The following is an 18,067-nucleotide window of genomic DNA, read 5'->3' as shown; positions in this document are numbered from 1 at the left end:
GCCGGGGTACCGCTCAGGCGTCGTTGAACTCCGCCGGGTGCGGGCCCAGACGGCGGTCCTCGTTCAGGGCGCTGATGGCCGCCAGGTCCTCGTCGTCGAGGCTGAAGTCGAAGACGTCGATGTTCTCCTCGATCCGCGCGGGCGTCACGGACTTCGGGATCACCACGTTGCCCAGCTGGAGGTGCCAGCGCAGCACGACCTGGGCGGGAGTGCGCTCGTGCTTGCGGGCGATGGCCACGATCGCCGGGACCTCCAGCAGGCCCTTGCCCTGGCCCAGCGGCGACCAGGCCTCCGTGGCGATGCCCTGCTCCGCGTGGTAGTCGCGGGCGGCCTGCTGCTGCAGGTGCGGGTGCAACTCGATCTGGTTCACCGCGGGGACGACCGACGTCTCGCCGATCAGCTTCTCGAGGTGCTCCGGCAGGAAGTTCGAGACACCGATGGCCTTGATCCGGCCGTCGGCGTGCAGCTTCTCGAACGCCTTGTAGGTGTCGACGTACAGACCCCGCTCCGGCGTCGGCCAGTGGATCAGGTACAGGTCGACGTAGTCCAGGCCGAGCTTGTCCAGCGAGGCGTCGAAGGCGCGCAGGGTGGAGTCGTACCCCTGGTCGGCGTTCCAGAGCTTGGTCGTGACGAAGAGTTCCTCACGGGGGACGCCGGAGGCGGCGATGGCCTTTCCGGTGCCCTTCTCGTTGCCGTAGATCGCCGCTGTGTCGATGCTGCGGTACCCGGCCTCCAGCGCCGTCGCGACGGCCGTCTCGGCCTCGCCGTCCGGCACCTGCCAGACGCCGAAGCCCAGCTGGGGCATCTCGACGCCGTTGTTCAGGATGATCGGGGGGACCTTGCTCACGAGCTCTCGATCCTTCGGTTTGCGGTCAGGTGTGCTCCCATCGTCAACGATCACGAGCCGTGATGCATTCCTGACGGGAGAATTCCGAAGCGAAGAATGCCCCGTACGGCGCGAGTCACGCCCGGTACAGCGCCTCGACCTCGTTCTCGTAGGCCTTCTCGATCGCCCTGCGCTTGAGCTTCAGCGAGGGCGTGAGCAGCCCGTGCTCCTCCGTGAACGGCTGGGCAAGGATCCGGAAGGTGCGGATGGACTCCGCCTGCGACACCCGCGTGTTCGCGGCGACCACCGCGCGCCGCACCTCCGTCTCGAGGTCCTCGTCGCGCACCAGCTCCGCCGGGGACATCCGCGGTTTGTGGCGCATCGCCAGCCAGTGGTCCACGGCCTCCTGGTCGAGGGTCACCAGGGCGGCGATGTAGGGGCGGTCGTTGCCGACGACGATGCACTGGCTGACCAGCGGGTGGTCCCGGACGCGCTCCTCCAGCACCCCGGGCGAGACGCTCTTGCCGCCGGAGGTGACCAGGATCTCCTTCTTGCGGCCGGTGATGGTGAGGTAGCCGTCCTCGTCGAGCATGCCGAGGTCGCCCGTGGCCAGCCAGCCGTCGTGCAGGGTCTCGTCGGTGGCCTTGGGGTTGTTCAGGTAGCCCTGGAAGACGTTGTCGCCGCGCAGCCAGATCTCGCCGTCGTCCGCGATGTGGACGGTCGTGCCCGGGATGGGCCGGCCGACCGTGCCGAAGCGGGTGCGCCCGGGCGGGTTGGCCGTCGCCGCGGCCGTGGACTCGGTGAGCCCGTAGCCCTCGTAGATGTGCACGCCGGCGCCGGCGAAGAACAGGCCCAGGCGCCGGTCCATCGCCGAGCCGCCGGACATGGCGTGCTTGATGCGGCCGCCCATCGCCGCGCGGATCCTGGCGTAGACGAGCTTGTCGAACAGCTGGTGCTGCATGCGCAGCCCGGCGGAGGGGCCCGGGCCGGTGCCCCACGCCTTGGCCTCCAGGGCGTCCGCGTACTTGACGGCGATGTCCACGGCCTTCTCGAAGGGGCCGGAGCGGCCCTCCTTCTCGGCCTTGCGGCGGGCCGCGTTGAACACCTTCTCGAAGATGTACGGCACGGCCAGGAAGAACGTCGGCCTGAAGGCCGCCAGGTCCGGCAGCAGGGCCGCCGCGTTGAGCTGCGGCTGGTGGCCGAACTTCACCTTCCCGCGGATCCCGGCGACCTGGACCATCCGCCCGAAGACGTGCGCGAGCGGCAGGAACAGCAGGGTCGAGGCCTCGTCGCCCCGCTTGGAGTGGAAGACCGGCTCCCAGCGCTCGACGACGGTGTCCGCCTCGAACATGAAGTTGCCGTGCGTGAGGAGGCAGCCCTTGGGCCGGCCGGTGGTGCCCGAGGTGTAGATGACGGTCGCGATCGAGTCGGGCGTGACGGCCTGGCGGTGGCGGTGCACCACCTCGTCGTCGAGGTGGGCCCCGGCGTCGTACAGCTCGTGCACCGCGCCCGAGTCCAGCTGCCACAGCCGGCGCAGCTGCGGCAGCCGGTCGATGACGGTGGCGATCGTCATGGCGTGGTCCTCGTGCTCCACGATCGCGGCGGTGACCTCCGCGTCGTACAGCATCCAGAAGCACTGCTCGGCCGAGGACGTCGGGTAGACGGGCACCACCTGGGCGCCGACGGTCCACAGGGCGTAGTCGAAGAGGGTCCACTCGTAGCGCGTGCGGGACATGATCGCGACACGGTCGCCGAACCGGACGCCGCTCGCCAGCAGGCCCTTGGCCAGGGCGAGCACCTCGTCGCGGAACTCGGCGCTCGTCACGTCCCGCCACTGCCCGGAGCCGTCCTTGCGGCCCAGCGCCACGTGCTGCGGGTCCTCCTCGGCATACCGGAAGACCACGTCGGCCAGACCGCCCACGGGAGGTGCCGACGCCGACGGAGGGTTGGTGAACTCGCGCAAACCCCGCTCCCCGCTCCTTGGCGCTTCGATTGGGTGACGCCCCGCACAGCGCCGTGAAAGCTACCCCACGCGACCGGGGCGCGGGAGGGGGCGCGAAGGTGAGCGGTGCTCTTGTCCGCGCTGGTCAGCGGGGGAAAATGCGCTCACATGGGGAAGGGTCGGACACATTCCTGACGGTCGAGTAAGTTTCGGTCCCGTAATCTCCACCGAATCTGTACGACCCGGCGGCCGGTGTGAGCGGCCGCAGCGAAGGGCTCTCCTCTGTCAGCGCACCGGGGGCGCATTCCGTCACTCCTCACGCCCGGTCCGCCCCGCGCCCGGGTCACAGTCCCTTGCGCTCGCTGCGCCGCAGCCGGTCACCACCCGACAGGAGCGCCGCCGCCAAGGCGTTCGCCGCCCCCTGCGCGGACGGCCGGCGCCGGCCGTGCACGACGACGAAGTCGACCTGCCCCAGCTCCGGCAGTCCGGCCCGCTCCGGAACCCGGACCAGACCCGGCGGGATCAGCCCCCGCGAGTGGGCCATCACGCCCAGCCCCGCCCGGGCCGCCGCCAGGAGACCGTTGAGGCTGCCGCTGGTGCACACCACCCGCCACTGACGGCCCTGCCGCTCCAGCGCCTCCAGGGCCAGCGCGCGGGTGATGCCGGGCGGTGGGTAGACGATCAGCGGCACCGGGCGGCCGGGGTCGAGCCGCAGGCGCTCCGCGCCGATCCACACCAGCCGGTCCTGCCGGACCAGCTCGCCCCGCGGGTCCTCGGGCCGCCGCTTGGCCAGGACGAGATCCAGCTTCCCGGCGGCCAGCTGCTCGTGCAGCGTGCCCGACAGCTCGACCGTCAGCTCCAGGTCGACCTCCGGGTGCTCGTGCCGGAAGGCCTCCAGGATCTCCGGCAGCCGGGTCAGCACGAAGTCCTCCGAGGCGCCGAAGCGCAGCCGTCCCCGCAGCCGGGTGCCGGTGAAGAAGGCCGTCGCCTGCTCGTGCACCTCCAGGATGCGGCGGGCGAAGCCGAGCATCGCCTCGCCGTCCTCGGTCAACTCCACCGAGTGGGTGTCCCGGCTGAACAGCGTCCGCCCGGTGGCGTCCTCCAGCCGCCGCACGTGCTGGCTGACCGTCGACTGGCGCAGCCCGAGCCGCCGCGCGGCGCGGGTGAAGCTCAGCGTCTGCGCGACCGAGAGGAACGTGCGCAGATGGACGGGGTCGTACACACCCCCAGGTTATCGCCGATCGCGATAACAGTGAGAGCGGCGTACGGGATTCCCGATCGCTGCGGCGGGGAGCAGGATGGAAGGGGGCCGCCCCGGCCCCGCACCGAGCCAAGCACCGCAGCGGCACAAGCAAGTGGAGCACCGTGAAACGCCTGCACCGGCCCCGTTGGCTGCCGATCGACCCGTACATCCTGCTGCTCCTCGGGACGGTGGGCCTCGCCGCCCTGCTCCCGGCGCGCGGGTCGGCCGCCGACGTGGCCTCCTGGGCCTCCACGGGGGCCGTCGCCCTGCTGTTCTTCCTGTACGGCGCGCGGCTGTCCACCCGCGAGGCGCTCGACGGGCTGCGCCACTGGCGACTCCACGTCACGGTGCTGGCCTGCACCTTCGCCGTCTTCCCGCTGCTCGGCCTCGCGGCCCGGGGTCTGGTGCCGGTGATCCTGACGCACCCCCTCTACCAGGGGCTGCTCTTCCTCACCCTCGTCCCGTCGACCGTCCAGTCGTCGATCGCGTTCACCTCCATCGCCCGCGGCAACGTGCCGGCGGCGATCTGCGCGGGCTCCTTCTCCTCCCTCGTCGGCATCGTCGCCACGCCGCTGCTCGCCGCGTCGCTGCTCGGCAGCAGTACCGGGTTCTCCGCCGACTCGCTGCTGAAGATCGTGCTGCAGCTGCTCGTGCCGTTCGTCGCCGGGCAGGTGCTGCGGCGCTGGATCGGCGGGTTCGTCACCCGCCACAAGAAGGTCCTGTCCCTGGTCGACCGCGGCTCGATCCTGCTCGTCGTCTACACCGCGTTCAGCCAGGGCATGGTGCAGGGCATCTGGCACCAGGTCAGCCCCGCGCGCCTGGGCGGGCTGTTCGCCGTCGAGGCGGTCGTCCTCGCCGTGATGCTCGCGCTGACCTGGTACGGCGGCAAGGCCCTGCGCTTCGGCCGCGCCGACCGGATCGCCCTGCAGTTCGCGGGCTCCAAGAAGTCCCTGGCGGCCGGACTGCCCATGGCGAGCGTCCTGTTCGGCGCGCAGGCGGCCCTCGCGGTGCTGCCGCTGATGCTGTTCCACCAGATGCAGCTGATCGTGTGCGCGGTGATCGCCAAACGGCGCGCACGTGACCCGGAGGCGCAGCTCAGCGCGGCGGAGCCAGCCGAAGCGTCACGAACCGCGGTCGGTACAGGGACACGTTCCGGCTGAGCCGGTCCGCCGCGCCCGTGATCTCCAGCCAGTTGACGTCGTAGCTCATGACCAGGCGCCCCCCGCCGCTCAGCACCGGGTGGGCCTGCGGGTTGTAGGCGGCGACCTCGCCCTGCGGGAGCGGCGGGCTGAACTCCTTCGCCGGGCCGTGCCACGGCCCCTCCGGGCGGCAGGCCCAGTACGAGGCCACCGTGGTCAGGCCCTTCGCCCCGGTGGCCATCGTGAACAGCACGTACGTCCCGTCGTCCCGGACGACCGAGAACGCGCTGCCCACGCCCTTGCGCCGCCCGTCCCCGAGGACCGGCCGGGGCCGCGCCCCCGGCACCCAGTCCGCGCCGCTCCAGTACTCCCAGGCCGCCGGGTCCGCCAGGGCGCCCCGCGGCACCCGGGCCAGGTAGGCGTGCGAGGCCGGGCGGGAGGCGGGCCGGCCGTCGTCGCCGCCGTAGACGTACGTCCAGCCGTCCCGCGCCACCAGGGTCGTGCCGAACAGCACCCGCCGGGACGCGTCCGGCACGCGGCTCTGGTCGAGGACCTCGACGATCGACTCCAGTTCCAGCCGCGGCAGCGACAGGGTGGCGACCTCGGTGGCGGCCGGAACACCGTAGATCCAGGGGGCCTGGCCGGTCGTGCGCACCCACAGCAGCACCCGGACCACCTGCTCGGCGGAGCCGGGGGAGCGGGGCTCCACGCGGGCGGCCACCGGCCAGCGCCACCGGCCGGGCGCCGGGTCGGCGAAGAGCGGGGCGGGCAGGGTCGATTCGAGGCGGCCGCCGCGCATCAGCACCGCCGAGTTGCGCACCATCGGCGCGGTCGCGTCCCGCCAGGCGACCGACTCGCCGACCGGGTTGGGCGGGCCGTGCACCCGGCCCAGATAGGTGTCCGAGAACAGCCACAGCACCCGGCCGTCGGGCAGCCGCACCGAGTGGGTGCCGTCGCCGCCGGTCCAGTCGTCGGTGCGCGCGGGATCGTCGCCGTACCGGGCGAACTCGCCGGTGAGGCCGTCGTCCGCCCGCCAGGAGGCGATGGTCCGCGCCCGGCAGGCCGCATCGCCCGGGCCGTCGTCCTCCGGCAGGGCGATGAGCAGCGCGGCGCCGAGCACCAGGACCAGCAGGATGCCGATCCCGGTGCCCGTGCGCTGCCGTGCTCGTGCTGCGTCAGTGTCGTCCGGCACGTGATGTGACGTTAGTTGCCACCACTCACCCGGTCCATGGGCAGGTGCAGCACGGTGCCCCGGGACGCCGCCCGCCCGGCGCCGGACGCCAACTCCCCTTCGGACAGGGCCCGGTTCCACACGCGGACGTCGTCGACCACCCCGGTGAGGAACGCGCGGCCGTCCATGCGCTGCCCGATGTGGACGCCGAACGGGGAGTTGCGGCTGACCGAGCCCGGCACGTCGGCGGTGCTGACGGCCTCGCCGTCGAGGAAGAGGGTCAGCCTCCCGCCGCCGCGGCGCAGCGCCAGGTGGTGCCAGCGGCCGTCGTTGCGGGCGCCGGCGGCCGACACCGAGGCCGACCGGACGGCGGTGGCGCCCGAGCGGGTGGTGATCAGCGCCCGGATCCGGTCGCCCGCCGGTTCGCCGCGCAGCCAGACCTGGGGCTGGGCGCCGCCGGTGCCGCCCATCCAGAGGAAGGGCTGCTCACCGGCGCGCGCCGAGTAGCGGAAGTGCAGCGAGGCGGTGAAGTCGCCGTCCCCGAGGGCCAGTCGCGCGCGGTGGGGCAGCCGGACGGCGTCGTCGCCCCCGTCGAAGGCCAGGGCGCCGCCGCGCACACCGTCCGTCCGCCGGGCACCGCCCAGGACGGCCGCCGGTGCGGCGCCCGGCGCCGTGTCGGGGGTGGTGGGGTCGGCGCCCCGGCGGGGTGCCAGCCAGTTCTCGGTGAAGCGCGCGAACCGGATCTCGTCCCGGGCGTCCGCCGCGCCGCCCTCGTACAGCAGCCCCACCGTCCGGTCGTCGACCGCCGCCATGTCGGAGTAGCCGGACCAGTCCGTGGTGACGACCGTGCCGCGGTCCACGCTCTCCCAGCTGCGTCCGCCGTCGTAGGAGGAGCGGACCATCATCGTGCGGCGGCGGTCGGGGTCGGCCGGTGCCGACAGCAGCAGCCGGCCGCCCAGGCGCAGGGTCGCGCCCTGGACCTGCGGGGTGTAGAGATCCGGGAGGGCGCGGAAGGGGGTGGCGAAGGTGTCGCCGCCGTCGAGACTGAAGGTTTGGGAGCGGTGGCCGGGGTCGGTGCCGTCCTGCTCGCGGCCGCTCACCAGGACGGCTCCGTCGGCGCGTTCGGTGAGCGTCATCTCCGACGGCTTCTGCCGGAACGCGCCGTCCGGCGCGGCCGGCCAGGTGTCCGTGGCCCCGATCCTCCAGTGGTCGCCGCCGTCGTCGCTGACGATCAGGGCGGCGTGGTTGGCGGAGACGCGGGTGCCGTTCCACGTCTCGGCGTTGACGCCGAGCACGAGTCGCCCGGCGTGCGCGCCGCGGGTGAGCTGGATACCGTGCACGGGCCCGGTGGCGTACCAGGCGTTCCAGTGGGCGGGCAGGATCTCCCGGCTCAGGTCCCGAGGCTTCGACCAGGTCCGCCCGTCGTCGTCGCTGTACTGCAGGTGCGGGGTGCGGGCGCAGGGCGCCGAGCAGTTGCCGGCGTCACCGCGGCCGCTGTTGTACGTCTCGGCCAGGAGGACCCGGCCGGTGCGGCGGTCCACGAGGGGGGTCGGGTTGCCGTGCGTGTCGCCCGCGCCCTCGGTGACGACCCGGAGCGGGCCCCAGGTGCGGCCGCCGTCGGTGGAACGCTTCACGACGATGTCGATGTCCGCCGCGTCACCGCAGTTGAGGACCCGGCCCTCGGCGAAGGCCAGCAGCGTGCCGCGGGTGGTGCGCACGATCGCCGGGATGCGGAAGCAGGCGTAGCCCGGATCCCGGCCGGCCTTGAAGAGGATCCGCTGCGTGAACTCCGGCGCGGCGGCGGGCCGGCCGTGGGCCGGACCCGAGGGGAGGAGCAGCGCCCCGGCCGCGACGGCGGCGGTGAGAGCGCACCCGAGGGGTGAACGAAGACGTGACGGCATGCTGCGACCTGTCCTTGAGGCGCCCGCCGGCCGGACCACCGGGCGAAGGGCGTCGCCCGGTCGTCCGGACGTTCCCTGCCCGGCCGGCGGACCGCGGGCGGTGGGTGGCTTCGCTGATCCCCCCGGAACACGCGTCAGGGAATGAGGACGACCTTTCCGAGGTTGGACCGCCCCTCGATCTCCCCGTGCGCCTTGGCCGCGTCCTCCAGGGCGAACCGCCCGTGCACGACCGGCCGGACCTCCCCGGCCGCGAACAGCCGCCACAGCTCCCCGCGCCGGCGCTCGTACAGCTCGGGCCTGCTGCGGGCGACCCGGGCCATCTGGAACCCGATGACCGACTTCGCGCCCACGAGCAGGTCGTACGCCTGGATGGCGCCGCCCCCCGAGCTGTAGGCCACCAGCCGGCCCTCGGGGACGAGCGCGTGCAGGGCCCGGGTGAGCAGTTCCCCGCCGACGGCGTCCAGGACGTAGTCGACGGGGGTGCCCCAGCTCGCGTCGCCGTAGGAGATGACGTGGTCGGCGCCGAGACCCCGCACGAAGTCGGCTTTGCCGGGGTCCGAGACGGCGCCCACGACCCGGCCCGCGCCGCGCGTCCTGGCCAGTTGCACGGCCAGATGGCCGACCCCGCTCGCGGCGGCCGTGACCAGCACCGCCTCACCCGGCTCGGGTCGCGCCGCCTCCAGGGCACCGAGGGCCACCAGACCGCTGCGGACCAGGGCCACCGCGTCGACCGCGCTCGCCTCCCGCGGGATCGGGGAGGCCATCGCCTCGTGGAGCAGCGCGTGCTCGGCGTATCCGTGCCCGGCGCAGAGTCCCGTCACACGGTCGCCGGTGCCGAAGCCGGAGACGCCCTCGCCGACGGCCGTCACCTCCCCGGCGATCTCCCCGCCCAGCGGGACCGGTTCGGGAGTCTCCGCGACCTTGCGGACGACCGGGAGCGTGACGCCGATCGCCTCCGTGCGCACGAGCAGTTCCCCCGGGCCCGGCCGGGGGAGCGGTGCCTCCTCCACGAACAGGGGGCCGCCTGGCGATTCGTAGCGGACGCGGCGCATCACACCTCCGGGATCGTTGGTGGTCCCCATGAACTCGTCGGGGGGCCCAACGGTATAGGAGGATCATGGGAACAACCAACGATCGTGTGGTTAGGCTGCGCCCATGTCGGAAGCCCCCCTGCCCGCGATCCGCTCCCTGCCCAGCTGGCTGCTGGGCCGTGCCGCCGCCCGCGGCCGGGCCCTGGTGGCCGAGGCGCTCGCCGCCGAGGACATGCGGATGTGGCACCACGTGGTGCTCTCCGCGGTCCGCGACCTCGCCCCCGTCGCCCAGGCGGACCTGGGCCGTGCGGTCCGCCTGGATCCCAAGGACGTCGTCGGGGTGCTCGACGATCTGCAGGCGGCCCGGCTGGTGGTGCGCGAGCCCGATCCGAAGGACCGCCGCAAGAACGCCGTGTCCCTCACCCCCAGGGGAGCCCGGCTGCTGGAGCGCTGCGAGGAGGCGGCCCGCGCCGCCAACGACGAGCTGCTCGCCCCGCTGTCGCCGGCCGAACGGGAGCAGTTCACCGGCATGCTGCGGCGGATATCCGGCACCGCAGGCTGACACCCGGGGGCGGGCCGAGACGGGGCCCCTGCGGCGCAGGGGGCGCTCCCCGCCGGTCGGGGCCCCGCCGCCGTGTCGCGGAGGGAACCGGTTCAGCCCTGGGCGGCCGCGGCCCGCACGGTGACACGGTCCTCACCCGCGTACACGTTCATGGAGGTGCCCCGCAGGAAGCCCACCAATGTCAGACCCGTCTCGGCGGCCAGATCGACCGCCAGCGACGACGGCGCCGACACCGCCGCCAGCACCGGGATACCGGCCATGACGGCCTTCTGCGCCAGTTCGAAGGAGGCCCGGCCCGACACGAGCAGGACCGCCCGGGACAACGGCAGCCGCCCGTTCTGCAGGGCGCGGCCGACCAGTTTGTCGACGGCGTTGTGCCGGCCCACGTCCTCCCTGACGTCCAGCAGCTCGCCCTCCTCGGAGAAGAGCGCCGCCGCGTGCAGCCCGCCGGTCCGGTCGAAGACCCGCTGGGCCGCGCGCAGCCGGTCGGGCAGGGCCGCCAGCAGCTCGGGGCCGATCCGCACCGGGGGAGTGTCGGCGATGGGCCAGCGGGCCGTGGTGCGCACCGCGTCCAGCGACGCCTTGCCGCACAGGCCGCACGACGAGGTGGTGTAGACGTTGCGTTCCAGCGTGATGTCCGGGATCACCACACCGGGGGCCGTCTGCACGTCGACCACGTTGTAGGTGTTCGACCCGTCGGCCGTGGCCCCGGCGCAGTACACGATGTTGCGCAGGTCCTGCTGCCCGGCCAGCACGCCCTCGCTGACCAGGAAACCGGCCGCCAGCGCGAAGTCGTCACCGGGCGTGCGCATGGTGATGGCCAGGGGCCTGCCGTTCAGCCGGATCTCCAGCGGTTCCTCGGCGACGAGTGTGTCGGGCCGGCTGGAGACCGCCCCGTCCCGGATGCGGAGCACCTTGCGTCGTTCCGTGACTCGTCCCATGTCCTGATCAGTCCCGGTTCTGTACGTGCTGGTAGCCGAAGCGGCCCTTGATGCAGAGATTGCCGTGGGTCACCGGGTTGTCGTGCGGCGAGGTGACCTTGACGATCTCATTGTCCTGTACGTGCAGCGTCAGGTTGCAGCCCACTCCGCAGTACGCGCACACCGTGGTCGTCTCCGTCTGCCGCGACGGATCCCATGTACCCGCCGCACGCATGTCGAACTCGGATCTGAAGGAAAGTGCGCCCGTGGGGCACACCTCGATGCAGTTCCCGCAGTACACGCACGCCGAGTCGGTCAGCGGCGCGTCGTGCTCCACGGCGATCCGCGCGTCAAAGCCACGCCCGGCGACCGCGATCGCGAACGTGTTCTGCCACTGCTCGCCGCAGGCGTCGACGCACTTGTAGCAGAGGATGCACTTGCCGTAGTCCCGGACGTACAGGTCGTTGTCGATCCTCGGCTCCTCGTTCAGGCGGGCCGCGTCCGGGCCGAAGCGGTCCGGCTTCGCCTCGTACTCCTCGATCCATCCGGCGGCCTTCGGCGTGGTCGACAGGTCGACGCTGGACGCGAGCAGCTCGAGCACCACCTTGCGGCTGTGCCGGGCGCGCTCGGTGTCCGTACGCACCCGCATGCCCGGCTCGGCCTTGCGGGAGCAGGCCGGGACGAGGGTGCGGGCGCCCTCGACCTCCACGACGCACACCCGGCAGGCGTTCTTCGGCCGCAGCGTGTCGCCCTCGCACAGGGTGGGGACGTCCTTGCCCGCAGCCCGGCAGGCGTCCAGGATCGTCGAGCCCTCCGGGACCCGGGTCTCCCGCCCGTCCAGGGTGAACTCCAGCATCCGGCGCGGGATGCCCAGCGGTGTCACGGTCATTCGTACGCCCCCAGACGGTCGATGGCGGATTCCACGGCGTTCCACGCGGTCTGGCCCAGACCGCAGATCGAGGCGTCCCGCATCGCGCGGCCGACCTCCCGCAGCAGGGCGACGTCCCCGGCCGCACCGGCACCGGTGCGGTCCACGATCCGGCGCAGCGCCTCTTCCTGCCGCACGGTCCCGACCCGGCAGGGCACGCACTGCCCGCACGACTCGTCGCGGAAGAACTCGGCGATGCGCAGCAGCAGCCGGGGCAGGGGCACGCTGTCGCCGAGGGCCAGCACGACACCGGAGCCCAGGGTCGTGCCGGCCTCGCGCGTGCCCTCGAAGGTCAGCGGGATGTCCGTCTCGTCGGCCCGGACGAAACCGCCGGCCGCACCGCCGAGCAGCACCGCCCGCAGCCCGTCCCGCACACCCGCCAGCGCCAGCACCTCGCCCAGGGTCGCGCCGAACGGCACCTCGTAGACACCCGGCCGCTGAACGCCGCCCGACACGCAGAACAGCTTCGGCCCCGTCGACCCCTCCGTCCCGATCGCCGCGTACGCCGGGGCGCCCAGGGTCAGGATCGGCAGGACGTTGATCAGCGTCTCGACGTTGTTCTCCACCGTCGGCTTGCCGAACAGGCCCTTCTCCACCGGGAACGGCGGCTTCGCGCGCGGCTCGCCCCGGTAGCCCTCGATGGAGTTGAACAGAGCCGTCTCCTCACCGCAGATGTAGGCGCCCGCGCCGCGCCGGATCTCGATGTCGAAGGCGTACCCCTGCCCGAGGACGTCGTCGCCGAGCAGTCCGCGCGCGCGTGCCTGCCCGATCGCGTGCTCCAGGAGGCGCAGGGCGCGCGGGTACTCGCCGCGCAGGTAGAGGTAGCCCTTGTGCGCGCCCGTCGCGTACCCGGCGATCGTCATGGCCTCGACGAGCGCGTACGGGTCGCCCTCCATCAGCACCCGGTCCTTGAAGGTCCCGGGCTCGGACTCGTCGGCGTTGCAGACGAGGTGGTGCGGGCGGTCCGGCTGCGAGGCGGTGGCCTGCCACTTGCGCCCGGTGGGGAAGGCGGCACCGCCCCGGCCCAGCAGACCTGATTCGGTGACCTCGCGGATGACCCCGGCCGGTCCCAGCTCGAAGGCCCGGCGCAGGGCGGTGTAGCCGCCGTGGGCGCGGTAGTCGTCCAGCGACGCCGGGTCGACCACGCCCACCCGGCGCAGCAGCATCAGCCCTTCCTGCCCGGCCTGGGGCACCGCCAGGGCGGCCGCAGGCTCCTCGGGGGCCGAGTCCGGGGCGCTCGCGGCGAGCACCGCGCCCTCCACCGTCGCCGGGGCCGCCACCGCCGTACGGACCGGGTCCCCGGCCCTGACCGCGAGTGCCGCGGGGGCGCGTTCGCACAGGCCGAGGCACGGACCGCGCTCCACGCTCACCCCGCCGCGGGAGCCGAGCCGCTCCTCGATCCCGGCACACAGCTCCGGCGCCCCGGCCGCCGCGCACACCAGGTCCGTGCACACGTGCAGCACGGTCGCCGGACGCGGCCGCACGGAGAACATGGCGTAGAAGGTGGCGACCCCGTACGCCTCGGCCGGCGGCACGGTCAGCCGCCGGCACAGGTAAGCGAGGGCGCCTTCGCTGATCCAGCCGATCCGGTCGTTGATCGCGTGCAGCCCCGGCAGCAGCAGCTCGCGGCGGTCCCGGGCCTCGCGCCCGCCCCGGGCCCACCGCAGATCGGCGCCGGAGCGGTCGGCGCCCTCCCAGGAGGACTCCGGGGGCCCGAGCAGGGCGTCCACGGCCGCCCGTTCCTCGTCCGTCGGTTCGCCGTCACCGAAGTGCAGGTCCACAGTGCGTCACCCCACGATGGTCGCGATGGGCAGCTTCTCGATCCGGATCGCCGACGCCTTGAACTCCGCCGTCCCCGCGATCGGGCAGTTGGCCTCGATCGTCAGCGCGTTGGTGTCCACCTCGTCCGGGAAGTGCATGGTCATGAAGGCGAGCCCGGGGCGCAGGGCGGTGTCCACCCACACGGGCGCGGTCACCGACCCGCGCCGTGAGGTGACCCGCACCCGCTCGCCCACGACGACGCCGTAGCGCTCGGCGTCCTCCGGGGACAGTTCGACGTACTCGCCGCGCCGCAGCGGGGAGGCGTAACCGCCGCTCTGCACGCCGGTGTTGTACGAATCGAGCCGCCGCCCGGTGGTGAGCCGGATCGGGTACCGCTCGTCGGTGAGGTCCACGGGCGGGTCGTGCTGCACGATGCCGAACGGCGCGAGCCGCCCGCGTCGCGCGGGATCCGGGTCCCACAACCTGCCGTGCAGGTAGCTCGGTTCGAGTCGGTCGGTGCCGGGGCAGGGCCACTGGATGCCCTGGTGCCGCTCCAGGCGCTCGTACGTCATGCCGTGGTGGTCGGGGGAGACCGAACGCAGCTCGTTCCACACCGTCTCCGCGTCGGCGTACTTCCAGTCGTGCCCGAGGCGGGTGGCGAGGTCGCAGAGGATGTCGATGTCCTCACGCGCCTCGCCGGGCGGGGTGACGGCCCTGCGCACGCGCTGGACGCGTCGTTCGCTGTTGGTGGTCGTGCCCTCGGTCTCCGCCCAGCCGGCCGTCGCGGGCAGGACGACGTCCGCCAGCTCGGCCGTCCTCGTCAGGAAGATGTCCTGCACCACGAGGAAGTCGAGCGCCCCCAGGCGCCGTACGGCCTGCTCGCTGTCGGCCTCCGACTGGGCCGGGTTCTCGCCGATGCAGTAGACGGCCCTCAGGGTGCCGTCCTCCATGGCCTCGAACATCTCGGTGAGGTTCAGGCCGTAGTGCGGCTGGATGACGGTGTCCCAGGCCGTCTCGAACTTCAGCCGGGTGTCCGGGTCGAGGATGTCCTGGAAGCCGGGCAGGCGGTTGGGGATCGCGCCCATGTCGCCGCCGCCCTGGACGTTGTTCTGCCCGCGCAGGGGCTGCAGCCCTGAGCCGTAGCGGCCGACGTGCCCGGTGAGCAGCGACAGGTTGATCAGGGCGCGGACGTTGTCGGTGCCGTTGTGATGCTCGGTGATGCCGAGCGTCCAGCACAACTGGGCGCGCTCGGCCCGGGCGTAGGCGTGGGCCAGCTCCCGGATCGCCGCGGCCGGGACGCCCGTCACCTTCTCGGCGAGCGACGGCGTCCACGGCTCGACCAGGGCCCGGTACTCCTCGAAGCCGGTGGTCGCCCGCCCGATGAACGCCTCGTTGACCAGACCCGCGTGGATGATCTCGCGGCCGATCGCGTGCGCCAGGGGGATGTCCGTGCCGACGTTCAGGCCCAGCCAGCTCTCCGCCCACTCGGCGGTCGAGGTGCGGCGCGGATCGATCGCGTACATCCGGGCCCCGTTCCGGATGCCCTTCAGCACGTGCTGGAAGAAGATCGGGTGCGCGAAGCGGGCGTTGGAGCCCCACATCACGATGACGTCGGTGTGCTCGATCTCCTCGTACGACGAGGTCCCGCCGCCCGAGCCGAACGCCGCCGACAGCCCCGCCACGCTCGGGGCGTGACAGGTGCGGTTGCAGGAGTCGACGTTGTTGGTGCCCATGACGACCCGGGCGAACTTCTGCGCCACGTAGTTCATCTCGTTGGTGGCGCGGGCGCAGGAGAACATGCCGAACGCCCCCCTGTTGCGCTCGAGGCCTCGCGCGGCCCTGTCCAGGGCCTCCTCCCAGTCCGCCCGTCGGAAGGGCTCGTCACGCGAGTCCCTGACCAGCGGATGCGTGAGCCGGGTGTACGTCTTCGGCTGGCGTTTCCTCATGCGGCGCTCCTCAGCGCGAGCAGGTCCGAGATGGCGTGCACGGTGCGCAGGGTGGGCACGTCCACGCCGGTGATCCCCGCCAGTTCGACGACGGCCGCGAGCAGGACGTCGAGTTCGAGCGGCTTGCCGCGCTCCAGGTCCTGGAGCGTGGAGGTGCGGTGGTCGCCGACGCGCTCGGCGCCCGCCAGCCGGCGCTCGATGGACACCCCGACGTCGCAGTCCAGGGCCTCGGCGACGGCGAGGGTCTCGGTCATCATGATCTCGATGACCCTGCGGGTGCCGCCGTGCAGGCACATCTGCCGCATGGTGGCGCGGGCGAGCGCGCTGATCGGGTTGAAGGAGATGTTGCCGAGCAGCTTGAGCCAGATGTCGTTGCGCAGGTCCGGCTCGACGGGGCACTTCAGGCCACCGGCCTGCATGGCCTCGCCGAAGCGCAGACAACGCGCCGACCGGCTGCGGTCGGGTTCACCGAGGGAGAACCGGGTTCCTTCCAAGTGGCGGACGACGCCCGGTCCTTCGAGTTCGGTCGCCGCGTAGACCACGCATCCGACGGCCCGTTCGGGCGCGAGCACCGCACTGACCGCACCGCCCGGGTCCACGCTCTCGATCCGGTGGCCGTCGAAGGGGCCGCCGTGGCGGTGGAAGTACCACCAGGGGATGCCGTTCTGGGCCGCCACGACGGCCGTGGTGCCGTGCAGCAGTGGTGCGATCAGCGGCCCGCACGCCGCGTACGCGTTGGCCTTCAGACCCAGGAACACGTAGTCGACCGGGCCCACGTCGGCCGGGTCGTCGGTCGCGTGCGGGTGCGCGGTGAAGTCGCCGCGCGGGCTGCGCACCCGGACTCCGTGCCGCCTCATGGCCGCCAGGTGCGGTCCACGGGCGATGAGATGCACATCGGCACCCGCGCGGTGGAGCGCGGCGCCGACGTAGGCGCCGATGGCACCGGCGCCGAGAACTGCGACTTTCATAACGAGGGAGCTCCGTTCGGTCGAGGGTACCGAGGAACTGCCGAGACTCTGTCGACGAAATATTGTCTACAGTATGGAAGTTGGGGCGGCAAGGGTCCGCGCACCGACCGTTCGGCGCACGCCGGGGACCGCTCGTCGCACACGGACCGCGGACCGCCTTCTCAACGCTGTTGCGGAGTCCTACCGTCCGGGGTTCATGAGTCCCCCCGTCGCGCCCCCGGGCTGGAGCCGCTGGCTCGTCCCGCCGGCCGCTCTCTCGGTCCATCTCTCCATCGGCCAGGCCTACGCCTGGAGCGTGTTCAAACCGCCGCTCGAGTCGGCGCTCGGCCTCAGCGGCACGCAGAGCGCACTGCCCTTCCAGCTCGGCATCGTCATGCTGGGGCTGTCCGCCGCGTTCGGCGGCACGCTCGTGGAGCGCAACGGCCCGCGCTGGGCGATGACCGTCGCCCTGCTCTGCTTCTCCTCCGGGTTCCTGCTCTCCGCGCTGGGCGCGTCCCTGGAGCAGTACTGGCTGATCGTCCTCGGCTACGGCTTCGTCGGCGGCATCGGGCTCGGCATCGGCTACATCTCTCCCGTCTCCACCCTCATCAAGTGGTTCCCGGACCGGCCCGGCATGGCCACCGGCATCGCCATCATGGGGTTCGGCGGCGGCGCGCTCATCGCCTCGCCGTGGTCCGCGCAGATGCTCCAGTCCTTCGGCTCCGACAGTTCCGGCATCGCGCTGGCATTCCTGGTGCACGGGCTGTCGTACGCGGTCTTCATGCTGCTGGGCGTGCTGCTGGTCAGGGTCCCGCGTGCTGCCCCGGAGGCGGCCGGAACCGCGCGGCAACTCCCCACCGGGCCGCAGGTCTCGGCCAACCGGGCCGTGCGCACCCCGCAGTTCTGGCTGCTGTGGCTCGTACTCTGCACGAACGTCACCGCCGGCATCGGCATCCTCGAGAAGGCCGCGCCGATGATCACGGACTTCTTCGCGGACACCTCCGCTCCGGTCTCGGCGACCGCCGCCGCCGGGTTCGTGGCGCTGCTGTCCGCGGCGAACATGGCGGGCCGCATCGGCTGGTCGTCGACGTCCGACCTGATCGGACGCAAGAACGTCTACCGCGTCTACCTGGGTGCCGGCGCCCTGATGTACGCCCTCATCGCCCTGTTCGGCGACTCCTCCAAGCCCTTGTTCGTCCTGTGCGCCCTGGTCATCCTGTCCTTCTACGGCGGCGGCTTCGCGACCGTCCCGGCGTATCTGAAGGACCTCTTCGGGACCTACCAGGTCGGGGCCATCCACGGGCGGCTGCTCACCGCCTGGTCCACGGCCGGGGTGCTCGGACCGCTCATCGTCAACTGGATCGCCGACCGGCAGGAGGAGGCCGGCCGGCACGGCGCGTCCCTGTACGGGATGTCCTTCGTCATCATGATCGGCCTGCTCGTGGCCGGGTTCGCCGCCAACGAACTCGTCCGTCCCGTCGCCGCCCGCCACCACCACGTCCCCGCCCCGAGGGAGGCCGCTCATGCCGAGCGACAGCAGTCAGAGCCCGCCTAGCCCCGGCGGGCGGTGGCTCATCGCCCTCGCCTGGCTGTGGGTGGGCGTCCCGCTCGCCTACGGGCTGTACGAACTCGTACGCAAGGCGACCCAGCTGTTCACCGGATAGCCTCCCGGCCTTCCCGGGAGGTCGTTCGACAGGTGTCCGGGCGTCCGAGCTGCTGACGGAAGCCGACAACCCGGACGTCCGTTTCC

Annotated in this window: 15 protein-coding genes; 4 read left to right on the top strand and 11 right to left on the bottom strand. The window is 72.6% G+C overall.

What is annotated here, in order from left to right; genetic code table 11:
- Positions 1-13 precede the first annotated feature (13 nt).
- The 3 genes from Q5694_RS18145 to Q5694_RS18135 form a co-directional block, all read right to left on the bottom strand.
- Positions 14-805: an aldo/keto reductase gene (locus Q5694_RS18145; RefSeq protein ID WP_333934410.1), complete on the bottom strand. Its 792-nt coding sequence runs from the start codon at positions 803-805 to the stop codon at positions 14-16.
- Between the two features lie 157 nt (positions 806-962).
- Positions 963-2,789, bottom strand: coding sequence for an AMP-dependent synthetase/ligase (locus tag Q5694_RS18140; RefSeq protein WP_333934166.1), 1,827 nt, complete (start codon positions 2,787-2,789; stop codon positions 963-965).
- Between the two features lie 322 nt (positions 2,790-3,111).
- Positions 3,112-3,990, bottom strand: a complete 879-nt coding sequence (locus tag Q5694_RS18135) for a LysR substrate-binding domain-containing protein (RefSeq protein ID WP_333934164.1) — start codon at positions 3,988-3,990, stop codon at positions 3,112-3,114.
- Between the two features lie 143 nt (positions 3,991-4,133).
- Here Q5694_RS18135 and Q5694_RS18130 point away from each other — a divergent pair, with 143 nt between their 5' ends.
- A complete protein-coding gene (locus Q5694_RS18130; RefSeq protein ID WP_333934163.1) occupies positions 4,134-5,171 on the top strand; it encodes a bile acid:sodium symporter family protein in 1,038 nt (345 codons plus the stop codon).
- On the opposite strand, the gene Q5694_RS18125 is transcribed toward Q5694_RS18130, so the two are convergent.
- The 3 genes from Q5694_RS18125 to Q5694_RS18115 all read right to left on the bottom strand — a co-directional run bounded on the left by Q5694_RS18125 (position 5,107) and on the right by Q5694_RS18115 (position 9,274).
- Positions 5,107-6,342, bottom strand: a complete 1,236-nt coding sequence (locus Q5694_RS18125) for a DUF4185 domain-containing protein (protein WP_333934162.1) — start codon at positions 6,340-6,342, stop codon at positions 5,107-5,109. The two genes, Q5694_RS18130 and Q5694_RS18125, sit on opposite strands and share 65 nt — an antisense overlap.
- An 11-nt stretch (positions 6,343-6,353) precedes the next feature.
- Positions 6,354-8,222 carry a sialidase family protein gene (locus Q5694_RS18120; protein ID WP_333934161.1) on the bottom strand — a complete coding sequence of 623 codons (1,869 nt, stop codon included), beginning with the start codon at positions 8,220-8,222 and terminating at the stop codon, positions 6,354-6,356.
- A 134-nt stretch (positions 8,223-8,356) separates the two neighbouring features.
- Positions 8,357-9,274, bottom strand: a complete 918-nt coding sequence (locus Q5694_RS18115) for a quinone oxidoreductase family protein (protein ID WP_333934409.1) — start codon at positions 9,272-9,274, stop codon at positions 8,357-8,359.
- 103 nt (positions 9,275-9,377) lie between these two features.
- On the opposite strand from Q5694_RS18115, the gene Q5694_RS18110 reads away from it, so the two are divergent.
- Positions 9,378-9,815, top strand: a complete 438-nt coding sequence (locus tag Q5694_RS18110; protein ID WP_333934160.1) for a MarR family winged helix-turn-helix transcriptional regulator — start codon at positions 9,378-9,380, stop codon at positions 9,813-9,815.
- A gap of 92 nt (positions 9,816-9,907) precedes the next feature.
- Here Q5694_RS18110 and fdhD read toward each other — a convergent pair whose 3' ends face one another.
- Genes fdhD through Q5694_RS18085 form a run of 5 tightly spaced genes read right to left on the bottom strand, consistent with a single transcriptional unit; the run spans position 9,908 to position 16,338 of the window.
- Entirely contained in the window at positions 9,908-10,756 is an 849-nt protein-coding gene (gene fdhD, locus Q5694_RS18105) for a formate dehydrogenase accessory sulfurtransferase FdhD (RefSeq protein ID WP_333934158.1), read from the bottom strand.
- 7 nt (positions 10,757-10,763) lie between these two features.
- Positions 10,764-11,624, bottom strand: coding sequence for a 2Fe-2S iron-sulfur cluster-binding protein (locus Q5694_RS18100; RefSeq protein WP_333934156.1), 861 nt, complete (start codon positions 11,622-11,624; stop codon positions 10,764-10,766).
- On the bottom strand, positions 11,621-13,444 hold the full coding sequence (locus Q5694_RS18095; RefSeq protein WP_333934155.1) for an NAD(P)H-dependent oxidoreductase subunit E: 1,824 nt from the start codon (positions 13,442-13,444) through the stop codon (positions 11,621-11,623). Before Q5694_RS18095 ends, Q5694_RS18100 begins: the two co-directional genes overlap by 4 nt.
- Positions 13,445-13,450: 6 nt before the next feature.
- Positions 13,451-15,370 carry a molybdopterin oxidoreductase family protein gene (locus tag Q5694_RS18090; RefSeq protein WP_333934154.1) on the bottom strand — a complete coding sequence of 640 codons (1,920 nt, stop codon included), beginning with the start codon at positions 15,368-15,370 and terminating at the stop codon, positions 13,451-13,453.
- Positions 15,367-16,338, bottom strand: coding sequence for a 2-dehydropantoate 2-reductase (locus tag Q5694_RS18085; RefSeq protein WP_333934153.1), 972 nt, complete (start codon positions 16,336-16,338; stop codon positions 15,367-15,369). Before Q5694_RS18085 ends, Q5694_RS18090 begins: the two co-directional genes overlap by 4 nt.
- 196 nt (positions 16,339-16,534) lie before the next feature.
- On the opposite strand from Q5694_RS18085, the gene Q5694_RS18080 reads away from it, so the two are divergent.
- The gene (locus Q5694_RS18080; RefSeq protein ID WP_333934151.1) at positions 16,535-17,872 is read left to right on the top strand and encodes an OFA family MFS transporter; all 1,338 of its coding nucleotides are present in this window, start codon (positions 16,535-16,537) and stop codon (positions 17,870-17,872) included.
- Positions 17,841-17,981, top strand: a complete 141-nt coding sequence (locus Q5694_RS18075) for an MFS transporter small subunit (RefSeq protein WP_333934149.1) — start codon at positions 17,841-17,843, stop codon at positions 17,979-17,981. Before Q5694_RS18080 ends, Q5694_RS18075 begins: the two co-directional genes overlap by 32 nt.
- Positions 17,982-18,067 lie beyond the last annotated feature (86 nt).

It is taken from the genome of Streptomyces sp. AHA2 (assembly GCF_036857595.1).
Lineage (GTDB): Bacteria > Actinomycetota > Actinomycetes > Streptomycetales > Streptomycetaceae > Streptomyces.
Note: the sequence above shows the minus strand (reverse complement) of the source record. Positions and strands in the feature narration are given on the sequence as shown.